At 61.9% G+C, this 18329-nt stretch carries 21 protein-coding genes; 12 read left to right on the top strand and 9 right to left on the bottom strand.

What is annotated here, in order from left to right:
* Nucleotides 1–163: 163 nt before the first annotated feature.
* On the bottom strand, nt 164–1156 hold the full coding sequence (locus QP909_RS07740; RefSeq protein ID WP_284766790.1) for an ABC transporter ATP-binding protein: 993 nt from the start codon (nt 1154–1156) through the stop codon (nt 164–166).
* 44 nt (nt 1157–1200) lie between these two features.
* Between QP909_RS07740 and QP909_RS07735 the strand changes: the two genes are divergently transcribed.
* Nucleotides 1201–2070 carry a biotin--[acetyl-CoA-carboxylase] ligase gene (locus QP909_RS07735; RefSeq protein WP_284766789.1) on the top strand — a complete coding sequence of 290 codons (870 nt, stop codon included), beginning with the start codon at nt 1201–1203 and terminating at the stop codon, nt 2068–2070.
* A gap of 37 nt (nt 2071–2107) precedes the next feature.
* Nucleotides 2108–2548 (top strand): hypothetical protein, encoded by a 441-nt coding sequence (locus QP909_RS07730; protein WP_238801233.1) that lies wholly within the window; start codon nt 2108–2110, stop codon nt 2546–2548.
* On the opposite strand, the gene budA is transcribed toward QP909_RS07730, so the two are convergent.
* Nucleotides 2526–3257 carry an acetolactate decarboxylase gene (gene budA / locus QP909_RS07725; protein WP_204610019.1) on the bottom strand — a complete coding sequence of 244 codons (732 nt, stop codon included), beginning with the start codon at nt 3255–3257 and terminating at the stop codon, nt 2526–2528. The genes QP909_RS07730 and budA overlap by 23 nt on opposite strands.
* Before the next feature lie 79 nt (nt 3258–3336).
* Between budA and QP909_RS07720 the strand changes: the two genes are divergently transcribed.
* The 3 genes from QP909_RS07720 to QP909_RS07710 all read left to right on the top strand — a co-directional run bounded on the left by QP909_RS07720 (nt 3337) and on the right by QP909_RS07710 (nt 6098).
* A complete protein-coding gene (locus tag QP909_RS07720; protein WP_284766816.1) occupies nt 3337–4452 on the top strand; it encodes a 5-(carboxyamino)imidazole ribonucleotide synthase in 1116 nt (371 codons plus the stop codon).
* A 24-nt stretch (nt 4453–4476) separates the two neighbouring features.
* Nucleotides 4477–4977: a 5-(carboxyamino)imidazole ribonucleotide mutase gene (gene purE / locus QP909_RS07715; protein ID WP_284766788.1), complete on the top strand. Its 501-nt coding sequence runs from the start codon at nt 4477–4479 to the stop codon at nt 4975–4977.
* A 257-nt stretch (nt 4978–5234) separates the two neighbouring features.
* Complete coding sequence (locus QP909_RS07710; protein ID WP_284766787.1) at nt 5235–6098, top strand: type IV toxin-antitoxin system AbiEi family antitoxin domain-containing protein; 864 nt, start codon at nt 5235–5237, stop codon at nt 6096–6098.
* On the opposite strand, the gene QP909_RS07705 is transcribed toward QP909_RS07710, so the two are convergent.
* Nucleotides 6095–6346 (bottom strand): type II toxin-antitoxin system Phd/YefM family antitoxin, encoded by a 252-nt coding sequence (locus QP909_RS07705; protein WP_284766786.1) that lies wholly within the window; start codon nt 6344–6346, stop codon nt 6095–6097. The genes QP909_RS07710 and QP909_RS07705 overlap by 4 nt on opposite strands.
* Nucleotides 6347–6415: 69 nt before the next feature.
* Between QP909_RS07705 and QP909_RS07700 the strand changes: the two genes are divergently transcribed.
* Complete coding sequence (locus QP909_RS07700) at nt 6416–6682, top strand: type II toxin-antitoxin system RelE family toxin (protein ID WP_284766785.1); 267 nt, start codon at nt 6416–6418, stop codon at nt 6680–6682.
* Here QP909_RS07700 and rbsD read toward each other — a convergent pair.
* From rbsD to QP909_RS07670, 6 genes are read right to left on the bottom strand one after another with little or no spacing between them, the layout of a single operon-like run.
* A complete protein-coding gene (rbsD, locus tag QP909_RS07695; RefSeq protein WP_284766784.1) occupies nt 6679–7053 on the bottom strand; it encodes a D-ribose pyranase in 375 nt (124 codons plus the stop codon). The two genes, QP909_RS07700 and rbsD, sit on opposite strands and share 4 nt — an antisense overlap.
* The gene (locus QP909_RS07690) at nt 7046–7954 is read right to left on the bottom strand and encodes a ribokinase (protein WP_284766783.1); all 909 of its coding nucleotides are present in this window, start codon (nt 7952–7954) and stop codon (nt 7046–7048) included. Before QP909_RS07690 ends, rbsD begins: the two co-directional genes overlap by 8 nt.
* Nucleotides 7951–8865: a substrate-binding domain-containing protein gene (locus QP909_RS07685; RefSeq protein WP_284766782.1), complete on the bottom strand. Its 915-nt coding sequence runs from the start codon at nt 8863–8865 to the stop codon at nt 7951–7953. The genes QP909_RS07690 and QP909_RS07685 overlap by 4 nt, the downstream gene beginning before the upstream one ends.
* A 12-nt stretch (nt 8866–8877) precedes the next feature.
* Nucleotides 8878–9819 carry an ABC transporter permease gene (locus QP909_RS07680; RefSeq protein ID WP_239234986.1) on the bottom strand — a complete coding sequence of 314 codons (942 nt, stop codon included), beginning with the start codon at nt 9817–9819 and terminating at the stop codon, nt 8878–8880.
* Complete coding sequence (locus tag QP909_RS07675; protein ID WP_284766781.1) at nt 9816–11360, bottom strand: sugar ABC transporter ATP-binding protein; 1545 nt, start codon at nt 11358–11360, stop codon at nt 9816–9818. The genes QP909_RS07680 and QP909_RS07675 overlap by 4 nt, the downstream gene beginning before the upstream one ends.
* Complete coding sequence (locus tag QP909_RS07670) at nt 11357–12346, bottom strand: LacI family DNA-binding transcriptional regulator (protein ID WP_284766780.1); 990 nt, start codon at nt 12344–12346, stop codon at nt 11357–11359. Before QP909_RS07670 ends, QP909_RS07675 begins: the two co-directional genes overlap by 4 nt.
* A gap of 130 nt (nt 12347–12476) precedes the next feature.
* Between QP909_RS07670 and QP909_RS07665 the strand changes: the two genes are divergently transcribed.
* From QP909_RS07665 to galK, 6 genes are all read left to right on the top strand, one after another.
* Entirely contained in the window at nt 12477–12920 is a 444-nt protein-coding gene (locus QP909_RS07665) for a YdcF family protein (RefSeq protein ID WP_284766779.1), read from the top strand.
* A gap of 196 nt (nt 12921–13116) precedes the next feature.
* A complete protein-coding gene (locus tag QP909_RS07660) occupies nt 13117–14016 on the top strand; it encodes an aldose epimerase family protein (RefSeq protein WP_284766778.1) in 900 nt (299 codons plus the stop codon).
* Between the two features lie 11 nt (nt 14017–14027).
* Entirely contained in the window at nt 14028–15677 is a 1650-nt protein-coding gene (locus tag QP909_RS07655; RefSeq protein WP_284766777.1) for a sodium:solute symporter family protein, read from the top strand.
* Between the two features lie 10 nt (nt 15678–15687).
* Nucleotides 15688–15930, top strand: coding sequence for a hypothetical protein (locus QP909_RS07650; protein WP_005322508.1), 243 nt, complete (start codon nt 15688–15690; stop codon nt 15928–15930).
* A complete protein-coding gene (gene galT, locus QP909_RS07645) occupies nt 15930–17024 on the top strand; it encodes a galactose-1-phosphate uridylyltransferase (RefSeq protein WP_284766776.1) in 1095 nt (364 codons plus the stop codon). Before QP909_RS07650 ends, galT begins: the two co-directional genes overlap by 1 nt.
* Nucleotides 17017–18216 carry a galactokinase gene (gene galK / locus QP909_RS07640; RefSeq protein ID WP_284766775.1) on the top strand — a complete coding sequence of 400 codons (1200 nt, stop codon included), beginning with the start codon at nt 17017–17019 and terminating at the stop codon, nt 18214–18216. Before galT ends, galK begins: the two co-directional genes overlap by 8 nt.
* Nucleotides 18217–18329: the final 113 nt, after the last annotated feature.

Raw genomic sequence — 18329 nt, 5'->3', positions numbered from 1 at the left:
TCACCTTTCGGAAAACTTTCGGTTCTTTAAACCTAAAATACGGACACCAAAAGGTGGATAATTTTGACCTATTTAACTCTAAACGGGGGTAGAAAAGGGGCTGTGGGTGGCGGGGACGCGTACCTGCGTCCCGGCTTTCTCCGCGGTTTAGGCTCCGCTAGAACTAGTCCTGCGCGATGCGGCGGCCCGTTTCCGGATCGAAGCGGTGCGCCTCGCGTGGGTTGAAGGTCAGCACGACCTCCTCGCCGCGCTGCGGCGGAGTACCTTCGGCCCGGGCGACTAGGCGCTTGTCACCCACGGTGACGTAGACATAAGACTCCGCGCCCAGCTCTTCCACGATGTCTACGACGCCCTGGAACCCCACTGGGCCCTTATTGATAAACATCTTTTCCGGGCGCACGCCCACGCGGGAACCGTTGTAATCAAAGATATTCATCGCCGGCGAGCCGATGAATCCGGCAACGAATTCGTTCGCGGGGGCGTCGTAAAGCTCCCGCGGCGGGGCTACCTGCTGCAGCTCGCCGTCCTTGAGCACCGCCACGCGGTCGCCCATGGTCATAGCCTCCACCTGGTCGTGGGTGACATACACCGTCGTCGTGCCCAGGCGCTGCTGGAGGCTGGCCAACTCCGCGCGGGTCTGTACGCGCAACTTGGCATCCAGGTTGGACAGCGGCTCATCCATAAGGAAGGCCTTCGGCTCGCGGACAATGGCCCGGCCCATGGCCACGCGCTGGCGCTGACCGCCGGACAAATCCTTGGGCTTACGCTTGAGATACTCGGTCAGGCCGAGCGTTTCCGCCGCCTCGTGCACCTTGGCTTTGATCTCGGATTTAGGAAGCTTTGCCAGCTTCAGGGCAAAGCCCATGTTTTCCTCCACCGTTAGGTGTGGGTAGAGGGCATAGTTCTGGAAGACCATGGCGATATCGCGATCGCCCGGTTCCAGGTTGGTCACGTCCTTGCCATCGATGGTGATGCGGCCGCTGGATGTAGGTTCCAGGCCCGCTAGCGCGCGTAGCGTTGTGGACTTGCCGCAGCCCGATGGGCCAACGAGGACTAGGAATTCGCCGTCCGCGATATCGAGGTCCAAGTCTCTTACCGTGGGCGCGCTCGCGCCGGGGTAGGTGATGTTGACCTTTTCAAAAGTGACCTTTGCCATGCGCAACACACTAGCACCATTGGCGGTCGGTATCCTTGAAGCTTATGACTGCACTTGATTTGGAACGCATTCGCACCGCGCTGGCGGACGATTTCACCACCATCGATTTCGTGGAAAAGACCGGCTCCACCAATACCGATTTGATGCAGGCCACCAACGTTGCGGATGGCACCGTGCTGCTTGCCGACGAACAACTTTCCGGCAAGGGCCGCCTCGGCCGCACTTGGACCGCGCCGGCCGGCTCCCAGGTCATTTTCTCCGTGCTCTTGCTGCCGGAATCCCTCGAGCACCTGGGCACCCTGCCGCTGGCCGCTGGCCTCGCGGTGACCGATTCGATCGAGGGCACCGTGCTGAAGTGGCCAAACGACGTGCATATCGACGGCAATAAGCTGTGCGGCATCCTTGCCGAGGCCGGCCCCGTTGGCCAAGCCTTCAAGGCCGCGCCGAAGACCGAGCTCACCAAGGTGGAGGTAGGCAAGGCTGAAGTCAATAAGGCAGAGGTTAATAAGGCCGAAGTAAATAAGGCTGAAGTCAACAAGGCCGTAGGCGGCGCCGCACCATCCGCGCGCGTCGTCGTGGGCATGGGCATCAATGTCACCCTGACTCGTGAGGACCTACCGATTGAAAAGGCCACCTCGCTCGCGCTCGAGGGCCGCGATACGGACCGCACCGAGCTGGCCATTACCGTGCTGAAGAACCTGCGCCGCCGCATCGTGCAATGGGAGAACCAAGATCCGCAGCTCCTGCTCGACTACCGTGCGGTCTGCTCCTCGCTCGGCCAGGAGGTGCGCCTAGAAACCCCGTCCGGCGATGTCACCGGGCACGTCGATGAAATCGGCGAGGACGGACGCATCATGGTCGCCGGCGAGTACTACTCCGCGGGCGATGTCACGCACCTGCGCCCACAGCAGTAAACCACCACAGTAGACACGCGAGGTAGCATCCATAGCTATGGGACTAATGAAGATGGGCCAAGGTGAGGTCAAACGCGCGGATGTCTCCGCGCCGTTTCGCGCGCTGATTTTCCCCTTCCTCGAGCTCATCCTCATCACCGGCCTGCTGTGGATTGCCATCGGCTGGTGCGATGTCCAAGCAGTAGACCCGATGCTGCGCAACGGCCTCGTCGCGGTATGGGCCCTGCTAGGAATCTGGCGCTTTGTCATTCCTCTTTTTAAGGCCCGCCGCAAGCGCTTCATCGTGACTAATAGGCGCGTCATCGCGCGCGAGGGCCGCAATATCGATTCGATTCCGCTGCAGGATATCCGCGGCGCCCGCAAGCGCCGGGGCGGGGTATCCCTAGCGATTAACGGCTGGGATCGGGCCATGTATTTTCCCAACGTGGCCAAGCCCAAGCGCGTGGCCGAGATTATTAATGATCGCCCTTGGTTTTAACCTCGGTGGTGTGCAGCTGGCTATCCAGATCCTCGGGGGAGAGGTTGGCTCGGCTGAATTCTTGCGTCAGCGGCAGGCGCAGCTCTAGATCGGAAGCGGGGCAGAGCTCAACCGTTGCCTTATCCACTACGTAGTCCAGCACGTGGCCACCGGAGGTGCGGGCGGCGTCGATAAAGTGCACGTGGCAGCCCGGTACCGAGATTCCCTTTTCATAGACGGGGGTGCGGAAGCCGCCGATAACGCCCTCGACGTCCTTAAAATGCAGCTCCTTATCGCCACCCACGGCCTCGGACATTGGCGGGTAGGGCTTTTCTTGCTTCACCACCGTGCGGGTGGTCACCTCCTTGAACGTGCCCACGATGCGTACCGCGTACATGTAGTTGGCGGAAGGCTCGAGCTTATCGATGAACGCGGAGAGCTGATCGCGGCGCAGGCCTGCGGGGGCGTCGGCAGTAATGCGCGGGACAAAGTTCGTGGCCACCGCGTAGGGGGTGCGCTGGTCTAGGTCTGCAATCTGCGCGGAGCCATCGCCACGCAGCTGGTAGCAGGTGCCATCCAAAATGATCATCTCTCCGTCGAGGCCATCAAAGGTGCCGAGGCCAAAATTGCCCTTACCAAGCAGTTCCGAAATGGTCATTTCGCCGTCATAAATGCCGTCCAGCAAAGCGGTCATGAGGGAATTTTGGAAGATGGTATGACGAGTGAACATAGTATCCAGGCTAGTATTGGGGGACGTGAGTGACTTAAAGCCTATTGTAACTGTTTGTGGCGACGGCCAGCTGGCTCGCATGATGCAGCCGGCCGCCGCGGAACTCGATATTCACCTGCGGATTCTGGCCAGCAAGCCGGACTCCTCCGCCGCGCAGGTCACCCCGGACGTGGTGCTGGGGGATTACACCTCCTTGGAGGAGCTGCGCGGCGTGGCAGAGGGCGCGGATGCCATTACCTTCGAGCATGAGCATGTGCCCAACGAGCACTCCGCCGCGCTTATCGACGCCGGATTTAACGTCCAGCCCCAGCCCACCGCCCTCATCTACGCGCAGGACAAGCTGAAGATGCGCGAAAAGCTCGCCGCGCTGGGCGCTCCCGTGCCGCGCTTTGCCGCCATCGACTCGGTGGCCGATGCCCGCGCCTTTTTCGACGCCGTCGATGGCCGAGTATGCCTCAAGGCCCGCCGCGGTGGTTATGACGGCAAAGGCGTATGGTTCCCCACCGCCGATAATTGCTTTGAGCTGGTCTCCGAGCTGCTCGAGGCCGGAACCCCGCTGATGGCAGAGGAAAAGGTGGACCTTACCCGCGAGCTTTCCATCTTGGTCGCCCGCCGTCCTTCCGGCGAGGCCAAGGTATGGCCGATTACCCAATCCCGCCAGGAAAACGGCATTTGCGCCGAGGCCATTGCCCCCGCCCCTGGCCTTACATCGGAACTTTCCCAGCGCGCGTCCGAGCTGGGCCTGTCCATCGCCGAGTCCCTCGGCGTGACCGGCGTGCTGGCCGTCGAACTCTTTGCTTTCGACGGCCCCGAAGGCGAGGATATCTCCGTCAACGAACTGGCCATGCGCCCGCATAACACCGGCCACTGGACCCAGGACGGCAGCGTGACCTCCCAATTTGAGCAGCACCTGCGCGCCGTGCTCGACCTCCCCTTGGGCGCAGTCGACGCGCTTGCCCCCGTCACCGTGATGGCCAATGTCTTGGGCGCCGACGAAGATCCCGCCATGCCTATGCCGGAGCGCGTCCGCAAAGTCATGGAGCGCTACCCGCAGGCCAAGATTCACCTTTACGGCAAGGACCACCGCCCTGGCCGCAAGATTGGCCACGTCAACGTCACTGGTGAAGATACCGACGAGACCCTTTCCATCGCCCGCCAGGCCGCGCACTTCCTCGTGCACGCCGAATGGGCTTAAATTCCTGCCTGTAGAAAGGACACTATGCAACCGCATGTAGGCATCATCATGGGCTCCGATTCCGATTGGCTCACCGTTGAACCCGCCGCTCAGGTCCTCGCGGACTTCGGCATCCCCTTCGAGGTCGGCGTGGTCAGTGCCCACCGCACCCCGGAAAAGATGCTGGCCTATGCCAAGGAAGCCCACACCCGCGGGTTGAAGGCGATTATCGCCTGCGCCGGCGGTGCCGCGCACCTTCCCGGCATGGTCGCTGCGGCCACGCCGCTGCCGGTCATCGGCATCCCGCGCGCATTGAAGGATCTCGATGGCCTCGACTCCCTTCTGTCCATCGTGCAGATGCCCAGTGGCGTGCCGGTAGCCACCGTCTCCATCGGCGGTGCGAAGAACGCCGGCCTGCTCGCCGCCCGCATCCTCGGCGCTGGCGACCCCGCCATCCAAGACAAGATGGTGGATTACCAGAAGCAGATGGCCGAGGAAGTAGAGCAGAAGGATAAGAACCTGCGCGACAAGCTGCTAGGGGAGTAGCTCTCCGGTCTAAGGCCAAACAAAACAAGCACGTTTTAGCCAAAACAACGTAGTTTTTCGGCAAAACGTGCTTGTTTTGTCTCCTAGTCTCTAGCGAAGTTCTCGTCGCCCCTTGCCAACATGCCAAACAAGCACGATTGGGCAAAATTCGCGGAGGAAAAGGGTAAAACGTGCTTGCTTTGCATCGTTGTAGCCTGCGGGGTGAGGAAGCGTGCTTTAAGCTTTCGGGCAGGGGAATAATGCTCAAAGGGGGAAGCATGGAAGAAGTACTGGTTTCAGGCTTAAGCAGGGGCGAGCTTAAAACTCATGTAGCGAATGGAAAGATAATCCGAATCGGCCGCGGGATCTATACGTGGCGGGAACCGACTCCCATGGAAGTAGCTCGCATCCTGCACAAGCGGTGGCCTGGAATCATGCTTGCAGGCAGCTCTGCGGTGCAGCTGTACTCCAAGAAGGAGATGACCTTTCCTCTGAAATTTGCCTACAAGCATGTCGTGAGTGGTTCGCAGTGGTTTGAAGTCGAGCGAACGCGGCAGAAAACGAGATTTACGTTTGAAGGTATCCCTGTGCAAAATCCCCTGCTAGCGGCTGCTGCGGTGGATGACGATCAAGCAGTAACGATGCTTGAAACGCGATATCAAAACAGGCGCGGTAAGCAAGCCTTAGAAAAAGACCTCGGATGTATCGCACGGGTACCAGCTCGGGTTCGGGAATTAGTGAACAAATCTGCGGTAGGTGCAGATAGCGAAGCAGAAAGGAAAGTAGTCCGCGCGCTTCAGCGGCGTGGGAAGAAGGTTCAGGTAAACCACCAGATAGGTCCCTATTTATGGGACATCGTTGTAGGGAAGGTCGCCGTTGAAATCGATGGCTATGACTTCCATAAGGCGGAGGATTTGGGGACTTTCGTTAAAGACCGCTGGAAGGGAAATGATGCGGCGCTAAGAGGGTATACCGTTCTTCGCTATTCAGGCAGCTGCGTTAAGCATCACTTGGTGGATGTGGTTCAACAGATTTCTGAGGCTCATGAGGGGCGAACGAATTTCGGCTCTCTTGCTCACGAATCCGTGTGGCGTTGGCATTGGCTTTTAGCCGGGTATGCAGCCGAGCCGATTTACGGCTAGCGCCTTTCAATTTCTTCCGTGACCTGCTCAAAAGAGAAGCGTTCGCCGGTATCGGCGGCGCGGGCTTGGCGGAGGGCTTCAGCATCTGCGGCGGCTTCGAGGCGGTCAAGGAATGCTAGTTCTTGAGGCGAAATGATAACTGCGGCTTCCTTACCGTTGCGGGTGACAACGGTGCGGGTGCCTGCGTAGTGGGCTTGGTCAATGACCTGGCCTAAGCGGGTGCGGAGTTCGGAAAGTGGCAAAGACAATGAAAGCTCCCAAAACATCAAAGTACTACTAGTACCAAGTTAGCAAAGAGTACAACTTTTTAAGAGGTCATGGACTACAACATCGCGTTTACGCGGCAGGCCAAGCGAGAGTTACAAAAAATCCATCAGGGAAACCGAAAGCAATATCAACGGACTAAGCGCGCGATCGGTGGACTGGCCCAAGACCCATATCCACCAGGATCTATCGCTTTGTCCGGCAGGAGTGGCCGAAGAATAAGGGTGGGAAATTACCGCGTGCTGTACTCCGTTGAGGAGCAAGAAGTGCTGGTGGAAGTGTTTACCGTAGGGGCACGCGGAAGCGTTTATAAGCGCTAGAAAGGCACGCCGGAGCGCAGGATGACATTGGCAAACGGCGTGGTGGAACCGGTGCGCACGACGAAGGAGGCGCGGGCGACCTCGCGCTTGAGGTCATCGTGGGAGACCTCGGTAAGCGGTACTGCGGGAAGCAGGGAGCGCACCTCGGGCGGGGTGGCATCGGCGATGGTGGCGGCTTCGACCACGACCTCCTCAAGGAGGGCGGACAGCGTATCGGCGAAGGTGGGGATGCCGAAGGTCAGCGTGAGGTCGATGACGGGCACATCGTGGGGGATGGGCAGGCCGCAATCGGCGATAACGAAGGTATCGGTGTGCCCGAGGCGGGCGACGGCGCTGGTGAGCGCGGGATTGAGCAGGCCGGATTTACGCATCGGTGACCTCCGGCAATGCGGATTCGGTGGTGGGGTAAGAAGGTTGTGCGCCGTTGCCGGTGGCGGCGAAGGCGCCGACGCGGGCGGCGAAAGTGGCGGCATCGACAAGCGAGGCACCGGTGAGCAGCTGGGCGCAGAAGGCACCCGCGAAGGCATCGCCGGCGCCGGTGGTATCCACGGCGGTTACGCGCGGGGTGGGGATATCCGTGCCGCCCTCCGGAGTGGCCACGTAGGCGCCGTGGGCGCCAAGGGTGAGAACGACAGAGCGGAAACCGGCCTCTACCAGGCGGTGGGCGAGCTCGCGCGGGGCGCCCTCTGCGGGTAGTCCGAGCTGGTCCAGGATGAGCCCTGCTTCATGTTCATTGGCCAGCAAAGGATCGGCTTGCAGGAGCGAGTCGCGGTCGACCTCGACCACGGGCGCGAGGTTAACCACCACTCGGCCTTGGGCCGCCTCGACCGCGGCCTGGAAACCGGAGGCGGGGATTTCGCCCTGGAGGAGGACTACATCGGCATCGGCGATGGTGGAGGCGCGGGAGGAGACAAAGGGGGCGTCGACAAGCGCGTTGGCACCGGGGGAGATGACGATGGTGTTCTCGCCATCGGCCGAGACGGTAATGACGGCGAGGCCCGTGTTGGTATCGGCCTGCTCCACGGCGCCCAGATCGATGCCGGAGGTGCGCATGTAGTGCATCGCAGGCTCGGCATAGGGATCGGAGCCGACCGCGCCCACGAAGGCCACGGTGGCGCCCAGTTGCGCGGCCGCGACAGCCTGGTTAGCGCCCTTGCCCCCGGCCAAAATGTCGCCGCCAGAGCCCAGCAGGGTCTCTCCCGGCTGTGGGTGGCGCTCGGCGTGCACGATGAGATCGGCATTGATGGAACCGACGACGGTTAGCTTGCTCATTGGAAATCCTCCACATTGTCGCGGGTGACGGTGATGACCTCGACGGGGACGTTCTTCTCCGCCGCGCCACCGTGCAGGAGCGCTGCGGCTTGTTCGATGGCGCGGGCACCGAGCTCTGCGGGCTGCTGGGCGATGGTAGCTTCTAGCTTGCCATCTTTGACCGCCTTGAGGCCATCGAAGGTGCCATCAAAAGCCACCACCTTGACCTCAGATCCAGCGCGCGAGCCCAACGCCTCGACCGCGCCGAGCGCCATTTCATCGTTCTCTGCAAAGATGGCCTTGATATCCGGGTTGGCCTGCAGCAGGTTGGTGGCGACGTTGAGGCCTTCCGTGCGGTCGAAATTCGCCGATTGCTTGCCGACGACCCGAATGTCCCCATACTTCGCAATCTGCTCTTCAAAGCCCTTGCCGCGCTCGCGCGAGGCCGAAGTACCGGCGGTGCCCTGCAGGATGAGGATATCGCCCTTCTCCCCAATGGATTCGGCGAGCTTATCCGCCGCCTGCGCGCCGCCGGCGACGTTATCGGAGGCCACCATGGAATCCAGCTCTACGCCGTTGACATCGCGGTCCACGCCGATGACGGGTACCCCGTCATTTTTGATGCCGCGCACGGCTGGGGCAACGGCATCGGAATCGGTGGGGTTGACCACGACGACCTTGGCGCCCATGGAAGTGGCATTGCCCAGCTGATTGACTTGCTGGGCGGGGTCATCGGAAGCGTCTTGGATGTCTAGCGGAACGCCGAGTTCCTTGGCCTTATCTTGTGCGCCGTGGCGCAGCTCGACGAAGAAGGGATTGGTCTGCGTGGAGAGCGCAAGAGTGATGCGGTTGCGGTCTTCTTCCGAGCGATTGCAGGAGGCAAGGCCCAGTGCGAGGGCGGGTACGAGGAGGGCGGCGATGAGCTTTTTCATAGCGGGTGCTCCTTAATTGGCCGTCTTATTGCGAATGACGTCGAAGCCGACGGCCAGCGCGATGACCAGGCCGATAACGATTTGCTGCCAGAAGGAGGAGACGTTGAGCAGGTTCAAGCCATTGCGGATGACCGCTAGCAAGATCGCGCCGACCAGCGTGCCGGTGGCCTTGCCTTGGCCACCGGAGAGCGAGGCACCACCGATGACGACGGCCGCAATAGCATCGAGCTCATAGCCGGTGCCGGCCTGTGGCTGTGCGGATTCGAGGCGGCCGGCCATGACCATGCCGGCCCAGGCGGCGAAGAAACCGGAGAGTGCGAAGACAGCGATCTGAATACGCTTGACCGGCAGGCCCGAGAGGCGGGCGGCCTCCAGATTGCCGCCGATGGCGTACATGGAACGGCCGAGCACCGTGCGCTCCAGAATGAACCAACAGATGAGCCCGGCGATGACCATCATGATGATGGGCACGGGGAAGCCGGCGATATCGCCGCCAAAGGCATTGACGGACGGGGCAGTCTCAATTGGCGAGCCTTGGGAGATGACCAGGGTGAGGCCGCGGGCGATGGACATCATGGCCAGCGTCGCGATGAAGGAAGGGATCTTGCCCCACGCGGTGGCCATTCCGCAGATGGCGCCGGCCAGCGCGCCCACGAAAAGGCCCAAGAGCAGAGTGAGCCAGCCAGGCAGTCCCGCGGTGGAGAACATATAGGCAGAGACCATGGCGCCGAGCGCGGCGACCGAGCCCACCGAGAGGTCGATGCCGGCGGTGACAATGACAAAGGTCATGCCGAAGGCCAAGATGGCCACCGTCGCGGCTTGGATGCCGATATTGAGCAGGTTCGCCACGGTAAGGAAATACGGCGTAGCGATAAACAGCGCGATGCACAGGGCAATGAGGCCGACGAGCGCGCCATTATTCATCGCCCAGTTAACTACTCGATTCTTGGTCATGCTTCATCCTTGGGGTTAGTGCCGGCAGGCGCGGCAGCAGAGGCAGAGGTAGAAGAGGTCACATTGGATACGGCAAAGGCCATGACCTCGTCCTGGGTGGAGTCCTTAGGTAGCTGGCCGGCGAGTTGGCCGCCGGACATGACGAGGATGCGGTCGGACATGCCGAGCACCTCAGGCAGATCGGAGGAGGCCATGAGCACGGCGCCGCCGGCAGCGGTGACTTCATTGATGATGTTGTAAATCTCCACCTTGGCGCCGACGTCGACGCCGCGGGTGGGCTCATCGAGGAGGAGGACCTTGGAACCGGCCAGTACCCAGCGGCCAAAGACAGCCTTTTGTTGGTTGCCACCGGATAGGTTCCGGATGGGCTGGGAGAGATCAGCCATGCGGATGCGCAGTTTCTCCGCTACGTCACCGGCGCGGCGGCGTTGGCCGCTGCGGTCTGCAAGCCCCGCCTTAGCGGTGGGGTAGAGGGTGGCGAATCCGAGGTTATCGCCCACGGAGGCATCTAGAACTAGCGCTTGGGATTTGCGGTCTTCGGGGATATGGCCCACGCCGGCGCGGATGGCAGCACGAATATCGCCGCTGCGCAGTTGCGTGCCGCCGACGCGGATGGTGCCGGAATCGTACGGATCGGCGCCCGCGATGGCGCGAATGATTTCGGTGCGGCCGGCTCCTACGAGCCCGGCAAGGCCGACGACTTCGCCGGCATGGACGGTGAAGGTGACGTCGTGAAAGGCTCCTGCGGAAGTCAGCTCGGAGACCTCCAGCAGGGCCTCACCGCGCTCAGGAGGAACCTCGCGCGGGTATTGATTGTCAATCTCGCGGCCGACCATGAGGCGCACCAGCTCGTCTTCGTCCGTATTGGCTGGGACCTCGGCGATGAAAGAGCCATCGCGCAGCACGCTGATGGTCTCTGCAATGCGCGCTAGCTCCTCCAGGTGGTGGCTGATAAAGATCATGGCCACGCCTTTGGCCTTGAGTTCTTCGAGCACGGCAAAGAGCGCATCAACCTCCTTGCCGGTGAGCGCGGCAGTGGGCTCATCCAGGATGAGGATGCGCGCGTTCATGGACAGGGCTTTGGCGATTTCCACGAGCTGCTGTTTGGCCACACCCAGTTCACCCACCGGCATGTCTAGGTCCACGTCCAAGCCGATAAGGTGCAGTGCCGCTTGTGCCTGCGCCCTGAGGTGCTTGCGATTGACCAACCCGAAGCGGCGTGGGGTGCGCCCAAGCATGATGTTCTCGGCCACCGACATGGTGGGCACAAGGTTGAGCTCTTGGTGAATGGTGGCGATGCCCAGTGCCTCAGAGGCCTTGGTATCTGGGATTTTCACCTCTGTGCCATCTACCAGGATGCGGCCGGAATCTGGTTCGTGCACGCCGGCAATCATCTTGATGAGGGTGGACTTGCCGGCGCCGTTTTCACCCAGCAAGGCCTGGACCTGGCCGCGGCGGACGGTGAGGTCTACACCCTTAATGACCTCAACCGGGCCGAAGGATTTGGTGACACTGTCCAGGCGCAAAACGCAATCACTCATGGCGTGGCTCCATCGAGTTGGTGGGCGGTGGACATGCGCGGGATGTAGCGGGTTTCTAGCACCTCACCTTCCGGTTGGTGCTTATCATTGATGGCCGCGATGAGCTTGGCCGTGGCAGTCTCGCCCATTCTGGCCACATTTTGGTCCACCACTGAGATAGGGGAGGGTTGGAAGCGCAGGTAGATGAAGTCATCAAAGCCGACGAGCGCGATTTCTTCTCCGATGCGCTTGCCCGCATTATGGCAGGCCTCCAGCGCGCCGGCCGTCATCATGGAATCGCCGGCAATGAGCGCGGTGACGCCTTCTTGCAGGAGTGTGAGAGCTCCTTTATAGCCCTCGCGGTGGCGGTAGCTGCCGTGGTGGATATGGGTAGGCATACCGCGGGTGGCGGTCTTGAATGCTTGGAGGCGTTGGCGGCCGGTGGAGGTTTCCTGCGGCCCGGAAAGGTAGCCGATGTGCGTGTGCCCCTTCTCCTTGAGCTGTTCCACGGCTTGTTTCATACCCGAGTGGGGGTCTGATAGCACTGCTGGAATCTGACCCAGGGTGCGGTCAATGAGCACGAGCGGGCGGTAAGCGCGCGCCTGCTCCAGTGCTTCTTCGGCGCCTTCGAGCGGTACCGCGATAATGCCGTCTACCTGGCGTTCCATCAGGGCATCGAGGGCCCTGACTAGCCGCTGCGGATCCTCGCCGCAACTGGTAATCATCGTGGCGAGTCCCTGCTTATCGGCGGCTTCTTCAATGGCTGCGGCCATTGCGGCGAAGTAAGCATTGTCTAGGCTGGGGATGACCAAGCCGATGGCGTTAGATCGGGAGCTGCGCAAAGCTCGTGCTTGGGCATTGGGCCTATAGTTGAGCTTGATGGCCGTGTCCTTGACGCGTTGGCGCGTGGACTCCGAGATGGCCGGGTTGCCCGAGAGCGAACGGGACGCGGTGGAAATGGATACTCCAGCAGCAGCGGCCACGTCCTTGAGAGTGGTTCCGGCCATGCTGTCCTCCTTGGCTTAGGCGTGTGGGCCGGCTTCTGGCCCTCCTGGGTGCAATCGATTGCATATTTGAGTTAAAGGTACGGCCATTTCCATCTTCCTGTCAAGAGTCGGCGAGTCTATGCTGGTATCCATGTCTGACCCGCTCCTTGTTTTGGGCTCCCGCGTAACCCACGGCTATCCCGGCGCCATGCTGCGCTCGCGCCTAGACAAGGCGCTGGCGCTCTATAGCGGTCAGCAGATTATTGTCTCCGGCCGTGGTGAAGCGGGACCTATGGCTACATACCTCAGTGAGCGCGGCGTGCCGGCCGAGCGGGTAGTGGTGGAGCCGGAAGCCACGAGCACTAATGAGAATCTAGAAAATGCCCACCGCTTGGCCCCGGATGCCGTATTGCACGTGGTGACCAATGATTTTCATATCCTGCGCACGGCGCTGTGGGCCTGGCACCTTGGCATTGTCGTGCGACTGCATCCCGCGCGCACCCCGTGGCGGTTGATGCCGCGCAATTACCTGCGCGAAGTCCTAGCCACACCACACTCCGCGGCGCGGATAGTGTGGCGACGGATGCAGGGATAGCGCTCCTGCCTCGGTGTGACGGACCGCTGTCCACAGGCGCCTCCAACCCCGAAAGAGGTTAACAGGCGGTTAACTCTAGGGTTGTGAGCAGCTGAAATAGGCGGTATTCGCGGGTAGTTATGCAAACGATTGACCAGCGCTTTGCCGTACTCCTAGGCTAAATCCAACGAAAGTTATAGCCAGAAAGGTCTTTGTTATGACCAGTGGAGGAGCGGCTGGCCCTGACGCTGACTACCCCAGCGTCGCACTTGCCCATGGCGATTATGCGGCCGAGATTGGTCTATTCGGCGGTGCACTCAAGGCGCTGACTTATCGCGGCGCGCCCTTGGTAGAAAGCTACGAAGGCAAGCCGCCGCTGATGGCAGGAGTGGTGCTGGCGCCGTGGCCAAATCGCACCGAAGATGGCTGGTTTGAATGGCAGGGGACAGCCCACCAGTTAGGCATCACGGAGCCGGAGCGCAATAACGCCATCCATGGATTCGCGGTGGATTGGTGGCGCATCAAGGAATGCTCGGACGACCGGGTGGCTCTTACCTTTGATATTGAGCCGCGTCAGGGCTGGCCGTGGGCGATTCAACTAGAGGCCGTCTACGCCCTCGATGAGCAAGGATTGCGCCACCAGCTGACCGCACGCACCACGGAGCCCGGCGAGGTTCCCTTCGCCTATGGGCTGCACCTCTACCTCTCCCCACAGGGAGCAGGGGCGGAGGGGGCGGTGCTCAGCGTGGACGTCGGCAAGCGCTACTTGCTAGGCGCCCGCAACCTGCCCACGGGAAAGACAGAGCAGGTGCGCATCGCTAATCAGCCCATCGCCGAGGTGGACTGGGACGATTGCTTCCACGGCGAAGGCCCGCTGACGGCCGTGTATTCGGCCGGTGGAAAGGGCGTGCGCTTGGAGATGGGCGAAGGCCTGAACTGGGTGCAGATGTTTACCCCGGCCGATTTCCCGCGGGCGGGCGGCCCCGGCAAGGCATTAGCCGTGGAGCCCATGAGCGCGCCGCCGAATGCGCTGCGCAGCGGGGAAGACCTCGTGCGCCTGAGTGCTCAGAACCCGCAGAGATTCACGCTGCGCCTTGCAGCAGAGAACAATAACTAGAAAGGTCAGCCATGGAGACTGCTGAATCCGTATTGAGGCTCGATGCCTCCTGGGTGGACTACTTCTTGGTAGCCATCTACTTCCTCTTCGTGCTAGGCATCGGCTGGGCCGCCAAGGCCCGAGTGTCTAGCTCCATCGACTTCTTCCTCTCCGGCCGGGGATTGCCCGCCTGGGTGACCGGCCTAGCCTTCGTCTCGGCCAACCTGGGTGCGGTGGAGATCATCGGTATGTCCGCTAATGGCGTGGAGTATGGCTTCCAAACCATGCACTACTTCTGGATCGGCGCCATCCCGGCCATGGTCTTTTTGGGCATTGTGATGATGCCGTTCTACTACGGTTCCAAAGTGCGCTCGGTGCCGGAATTTATGCGCAAGCGTTTTGGCAATGCCGCACACCTGGTCAATGCGATTTCCTTCGCCGTGGCCCAGCTACTTATCGCCGGCGTGAACCTGTACTTGCTGGCCACCATCGTGGAGGCCCTGCTGGGCTGGCAGATGTGGGTATCGCTCCTCGTGGCCGGACTCATCGTGCTGTCCTATATCACCCTGGGTGGCCTTTCGGCCGCCATTTATAACGAGGTCCTCCAGTTCTTCGTCATCATCGCCGCCCTCGCTCCGCTGACCATCATTGGTTTGAACCGCGTTGGTGGTTGGAATGGGCTGAAGGACGCGGTGGCTCAGGATTCGCACTTCCACACGTGGCCGGGCACGGACATCTCCGGTTTTGAGAACCCAGTGTGGTCCGTCATCGGCATTGTGCTGGGCCTCGGCTTTGTGCTTTCCTTCGGTTACTGGACCACCAACTTCGTCGAGGTGCAGCGCGCCATGGCTTCCGATTCCATTTCGGCCGCCCGCAAGACCCCGATCATCGGTGCCTTCCCCAAGATGTTCGTGCCCTTCCTCGTGGTCATTCCGGGCATGGTTGCCTCCGTATCCGTGGCTGATTTGATGGAGGAGCGTGCGGAGCCGAATGACGCCATCTTGCTGCTCATGCGCGACCTTTTGCCCAATGGCCTGCTGGGCGTGGCGATCGCCGGCCTGCTGGCTTCCTTCATGGCCGGCATGGCCGCGAATATCTCGGCCTTTAATACCGTCATCTCCTATGACATCTGGCAGACCTATGTGGTCAAGGACCGCGAGGATGATTACTACCTAAAGTTCGGCCGCATCGCCACGATTATCGCCACCGCTATTGCCATCTTTACCGCGCTGCTCGCGCAGAACTTTGGCAATATCATGGACTACCTGCAAACCCTGTTTGGCTTCTTCAATGCGCCGCTGTTTGCCACCTTCATTCTGGGCATGTTCTGGAAGCGCATGACCCCGCACGCCGGCTGGTCCGGTCTTGTGGCCGGTACCGCTTCCGCCATTGCCTTCTGGTACCTCGCGTCCTTCACAGACCTCATCAACCTGCCGGGCCAAGGCACGGCCTTTGTGGCGGCCGGCGTGGCCTTCGTGGTGGATATCCTGGTATCCATCGTGGTCACCCTGTTCACACAGCCTAAGCCGGATAGCGAGCTGGTCGGCTTCGTTTCCTCCGTAACCCCCAAGGACCACTTTGAGGACTACACCGAAAAGTCCTTGCCGTGGTACCAGCAGACCGTCCCGCTGGGCATCATTTGCCTGGTGATGGCCGTAGCCCTCAACGTCATCTTCGCCTAAGGAGCCCAACATGTCTGAGAAAAAGCGCGCGGGCGCATTCGACCTGCGCAACGTCATCGCCGCACTCCTCGGCCTCTACGGCCTGATTTTGCTCGGCTGCTATTTCTTCCTTGACCCAGGCATCAACCCGGATACCGGGCAGGCGAAGAACGCTAGCGATAACCTATGGGCAAGCCTTGCTTTGCTGGCCGTGGCCGCCGCCTTTGTGCTGTGGGCACGCCTGAAGCCCATCACCATCCCAGGAGAAAACTAATGGTTGAGATTACCTCTGCCACGCTTGCCGACGGCCGCGAGATCCTCTACTTCGACGACCAGCCCCACCCCGACCGCGTGCTTGTCGACGCCCGCGACATCCCCACCGTCGCCCCCGCTTCCGAAATGCGCCGGGATCCCCTAACAGGGGACTGGGTGGCCTTTGCCGCCCACCGCATGAACCGCACCTTCTTGCCACCGGCCAACGAAAACCCGTTGGCGCCCACGCGCGAAGGCCAGCTGCCCACGGAGATCCCCAGCCCCAGCTATGACGTGGTGGTCTTTGAAAACCGCTTCCCGTCCTTTGCCACCACCGCGGACATCGAGCACCCAGAGGAGGATAACCTGCTCGGCATGGTGCCGCGCCTTCCCGCCCGCGCCCGCTGCGAGGTGGTCTGCTTTACCGAGGACCCAGCCCTATCCTTCAAGGACCTGCCGGAATCGCGCATCCGCACCGTCATCGAGGCCTGGGCTCACCGCACCGCCGCGCTATCCCAGATCGACGGCGTGGAGCAGGTATTCCCCTTTGAAAACCGCGGCGAGGAAATCGGCGTGACCCTCCAACACCCGCACGGCCAGATCTACTCTTATCCGTTCCTTTCGCCGCGCCTGCGCTCCATCGTGGAATCCGCCCGCGCCTATGACGGCGATCTCTTCCAGGATCTCCTCGATCGCGAGCGCGCCGCCGGCACCCGCATCATCGCCGAAACCGATCACTTCACCGTCTTCGTTCCCGCCGCCGCCAAATGGCCGCTGGAAGCTATGGTCCTGCCCAACGAGGAAGTACCCGATTTCGCCGCGCTTACCGACGCCCAACGTGCCGACCTCGCACCCCTGCTCAAGAAGCTGTACTCCGCCGTGGACCGCTTCTTCGATGGCGTGGAGAAGACCCCGTATATCGCCGGCTGGACCCAGGCACCGGTGGACCCGGACCTGCGCCCCGGCATCCGCATGCACCTGCAGCTCTTTTCACTTATGCGATCGCCTGGCCGCATGAAGTACCTCGCCGGTTCCGAGTCCTCGCAGGCCGTGTGGATCAATGACACCACCCCGGAGCGTATCGCCGCCCGCTTTAAGGAGATCTGGGATGCTTAACTGGATTGACACCCGCAGCGATGCGGAGCTTGCCGCCGCAGCCCGCGACCTCTTCGCCGCTGCCTTCCCGGACGCGTCCGAGCCCGCCGGCGTGTGGGCTGCTCCCGGCCGCGTCAACCTCATCGGCGAGCACATCGATTACGCCGGCGGCGCCTCCATCCCCTTTGCGCTGGAACAAAACACCGCCGTCGCCGTCGCGCCCCGCACCGATGGCCTTGTCCGGATAGCCTCCGAGTTCGACGGCAGCGTTGCCCAGGCCAGCCTCCCACTCTCCGAAGTCCGCCCCGGCCACCCTTCCGACTGGTCCGGCTACGTCGCCGGCACCATTTGGGCCGCCACTGCGGCGGATGTCCTGACCTGCACCGGCCTCGATATTGCCATTGTCTCCGATGTCCCCGTCGGCTCTGGCCTGTCCAGCTCCGCCGCCCTTGAGTGCTCCGTGGCAGTGGCCGCCTACGAGCTCTGCCACGGCAACGCCCCCGATGACGCCGCCCGCGCGCAGCTAGCCCAGGCTTGCATCCGCGCCGAGAACGAAGTGGTTGGCGCCTCTACCGGCGGCTTGGACCAGAATGCCAGCCTGTTCGGCCAGCGCGGCAAGGCGCTATTCCTGGACTTTTCCACCGGCGCCGTCGAGCGCGTGCCGTTTAATATCGAGGCCCAGGACATGGTGCTGCTCATCGCGGACACCAATGCGCCGCACACGCTTTCCGACGGCCAATACGCCTCCCGCCGCGGCATCATCGACGCCGTCCAGGCTGCCGCCGGCCGCTTCATCCGCGAAATCCCAGATGCCGTCGCCTTCGCCGCGACCGTCAACCCCCAGGAGGCTGAACTCTACCGCCGCCGCGTGCGACACGTGGTGGACGAAACCGACCGCACCCTGGCCGCCGCCACCGCGCTTACCTCGTCCGACTCGGCAGAGTTCCGCCGCCTCATGCGCGAAAGCCACATTTCCCTGCGCGACCTGTACGAGGTCACGACCCCCGAGCTTGACTCCGCCTTCTCAGCGGCCGGCGAACTCGGCGCCCGCATGACTGGTGGCGGCTTCGGCGGCGCGGTCATCGCGCTCATCCCGCGCTCGGACGTCGAGTCCACCGCCCAGGCCATTTATGATGCCGCAGCATCCCGCAGCTTCCCAGAACCTACCTTCTTGGTGGCCCGCCCGGGAGATGGCGCCCGCCGACTCGCCTAACTCCGCGGGCCGGCTGGCTCAGTCGCGCCTCCTCCCAGCGCGCCCATTGTCGTTAGGTCCATACTGAGCCTATTGTCGTTAGGTCCATACTGATCAGGCTGATCTGAAGGCTG

The sequence above is a fragment of the Corynebacterium sp. MSK195 genome, from assembly GCF_030228885.1.
Lineage (GTDB): Bacteria > Actinomycetota > Actinomycetes > Mycobacteriales > Mycobacteriaceae > Corynebacterium.
Note: the sequence above shows the minus strand (reverse complement) of the source record. Positions and strands in the feature narration are given on the sequence as shown.

Excerpts from the sequence above, each read along its gene's own strand:
- QP909_RS07740 (WP_284766790.1), bottom strand. The coding sequence starts at position 1,156 with ATGGCAAAGGTCACTTTTGAAAAGGTCAACATCACCTACCCCGGCGCG.
- QP909_RS07735 (WP_284766789.1), top strand. The coding sequence starts at position 1,201 with ATGACTGCACTTGATTTGGAACGCATTCGCACCGCGCTGGCGGACGAT.
- QP909_RS07730 (WP_238801233.1), top strand. The coding sequence starts at position 2,108 with ATGGGACTAATGAAGATGGGCCAAGGTGAGGTCAAACGCGCGGATGTC.
- budA (WP_204610019.1), bottom strand. The coding sequence starts at position 3,257 with ATGTTCACTCGTCATACCATCTTCCAAAATTCCCTCATGACCGCTTTG.
- QP909_RS07720 (WP_284766816.1), top strand. The coding sequence starts at position 3,337 with ATGATGCAGCCGGCCGCCGCGGAACTCGATATTCACCTGCGGATTCTG.
- purE (WP_284766788.1), top strand. The coding sequence starts at position 4,477 with ATGCAACCGCATGTAGGCATCATCATGGGCTCCGATTCCGATTGGCTC.
- QP909_RS07710 (WP_284766787.1), top strand. The coding sequence starts at position 5,235 with ATGGAAGAAGTACTGGTTTCAGGCTTAAGCAGGGGCGAGCTTAAAACT.
- QP909_RS07700 (WP_284766785.1), top strand. The coding sequence starts at position 6,416 with ATGGACTACAACATCGCGTTTACGCGGCAGGCCAAGCGAGAGTTACAA.
- rbsD (WP_284766784.1), bottom strand. The coding sequence starts at position 7,053 with ATGCGTAAATCCGGCCTGCTCAATCCCGCGCTCACCAGCGCCGTCGCC.
- QP909_RS07690 (WP_284766783.1), bottom strand. The coding sequence starts at position 7,954 with ATGAGCAAGCTAACCGTCGTCGGTTCCATCAATGCCGATCTCATCGTG.
- QP909_RS07685 (WP_284766782.1), bottom strand. The coding sequence starts at position 8,865 with ATGAAAAAGCTCATCGCCGCCCTCCTCGTACCCGCCCTCGCACTGGGC.
- QP909_RS07680 (WP_239234986.1), bottom strand. The coding sequence starts at position 9,819 with ATGACCAAGAATCGAGTAGTTAACTGGGCGATGAATAATGGCGCGCTC.
- QP909_RS07675 (WP_284766781.1), bottom strand. The coding sequence starts at position 11,360 with ATGAGTGATTGCGTTTTGCGCCTGGACAGTGTCACCAAATCCTTCGGC.
- QP909_RS07670 (WP_284766780.1), bottom strand. The coding sequence starts at position 12,346 with ATGGCCGGAACCACTCTCAAGGACGTGGCCGCTGCTGCTGGAGTATCC.
- QP909_RS07665 (WP_284766779.1), top strand. The coding sequence starts at position 12,477 with ATGTCTGACCCGCTCCTTGTTTTGGGCTCCCGCGTAACCCACGGCTAT.
- QP909_RS07660 (WP_284766778.1), top strand. The coding sequence starts at position 13,117 with ATGACCAGTGGAGGAGCGGCTGGCCCTGACGCTGACTACCCCAGCGTC.
- QP909_RS07655 (WP_284766777.1), top strand. The coding sequence starts at position 14,028 with ATGGAGACTGCTGAATCCGTATTGAGGCTCGATGCCTCCTGGGTGGAC.
- QP909_RS07650 (WP_005322508.1), top strand. The coding sequence starts at position 15,688 with ATGTCTGAGAAAAAGCGCGCGGGCGCATTCGACCTGCGCAACGTCATC.
- galT (WP_284766776.1), top strand. The coding sequence starts at position 15,930 with ATGGTTGAGATTACCTCTGCCACGCTTGCCGACGGCCGCGAGATCCTC.
- galK (WP_284766775.1), top strand. The coding sequence starts at position 17,017 with ATGCTTAACTGGATTGACACCCGCAGCGATGCGGAGCTTGCCGCCGCA.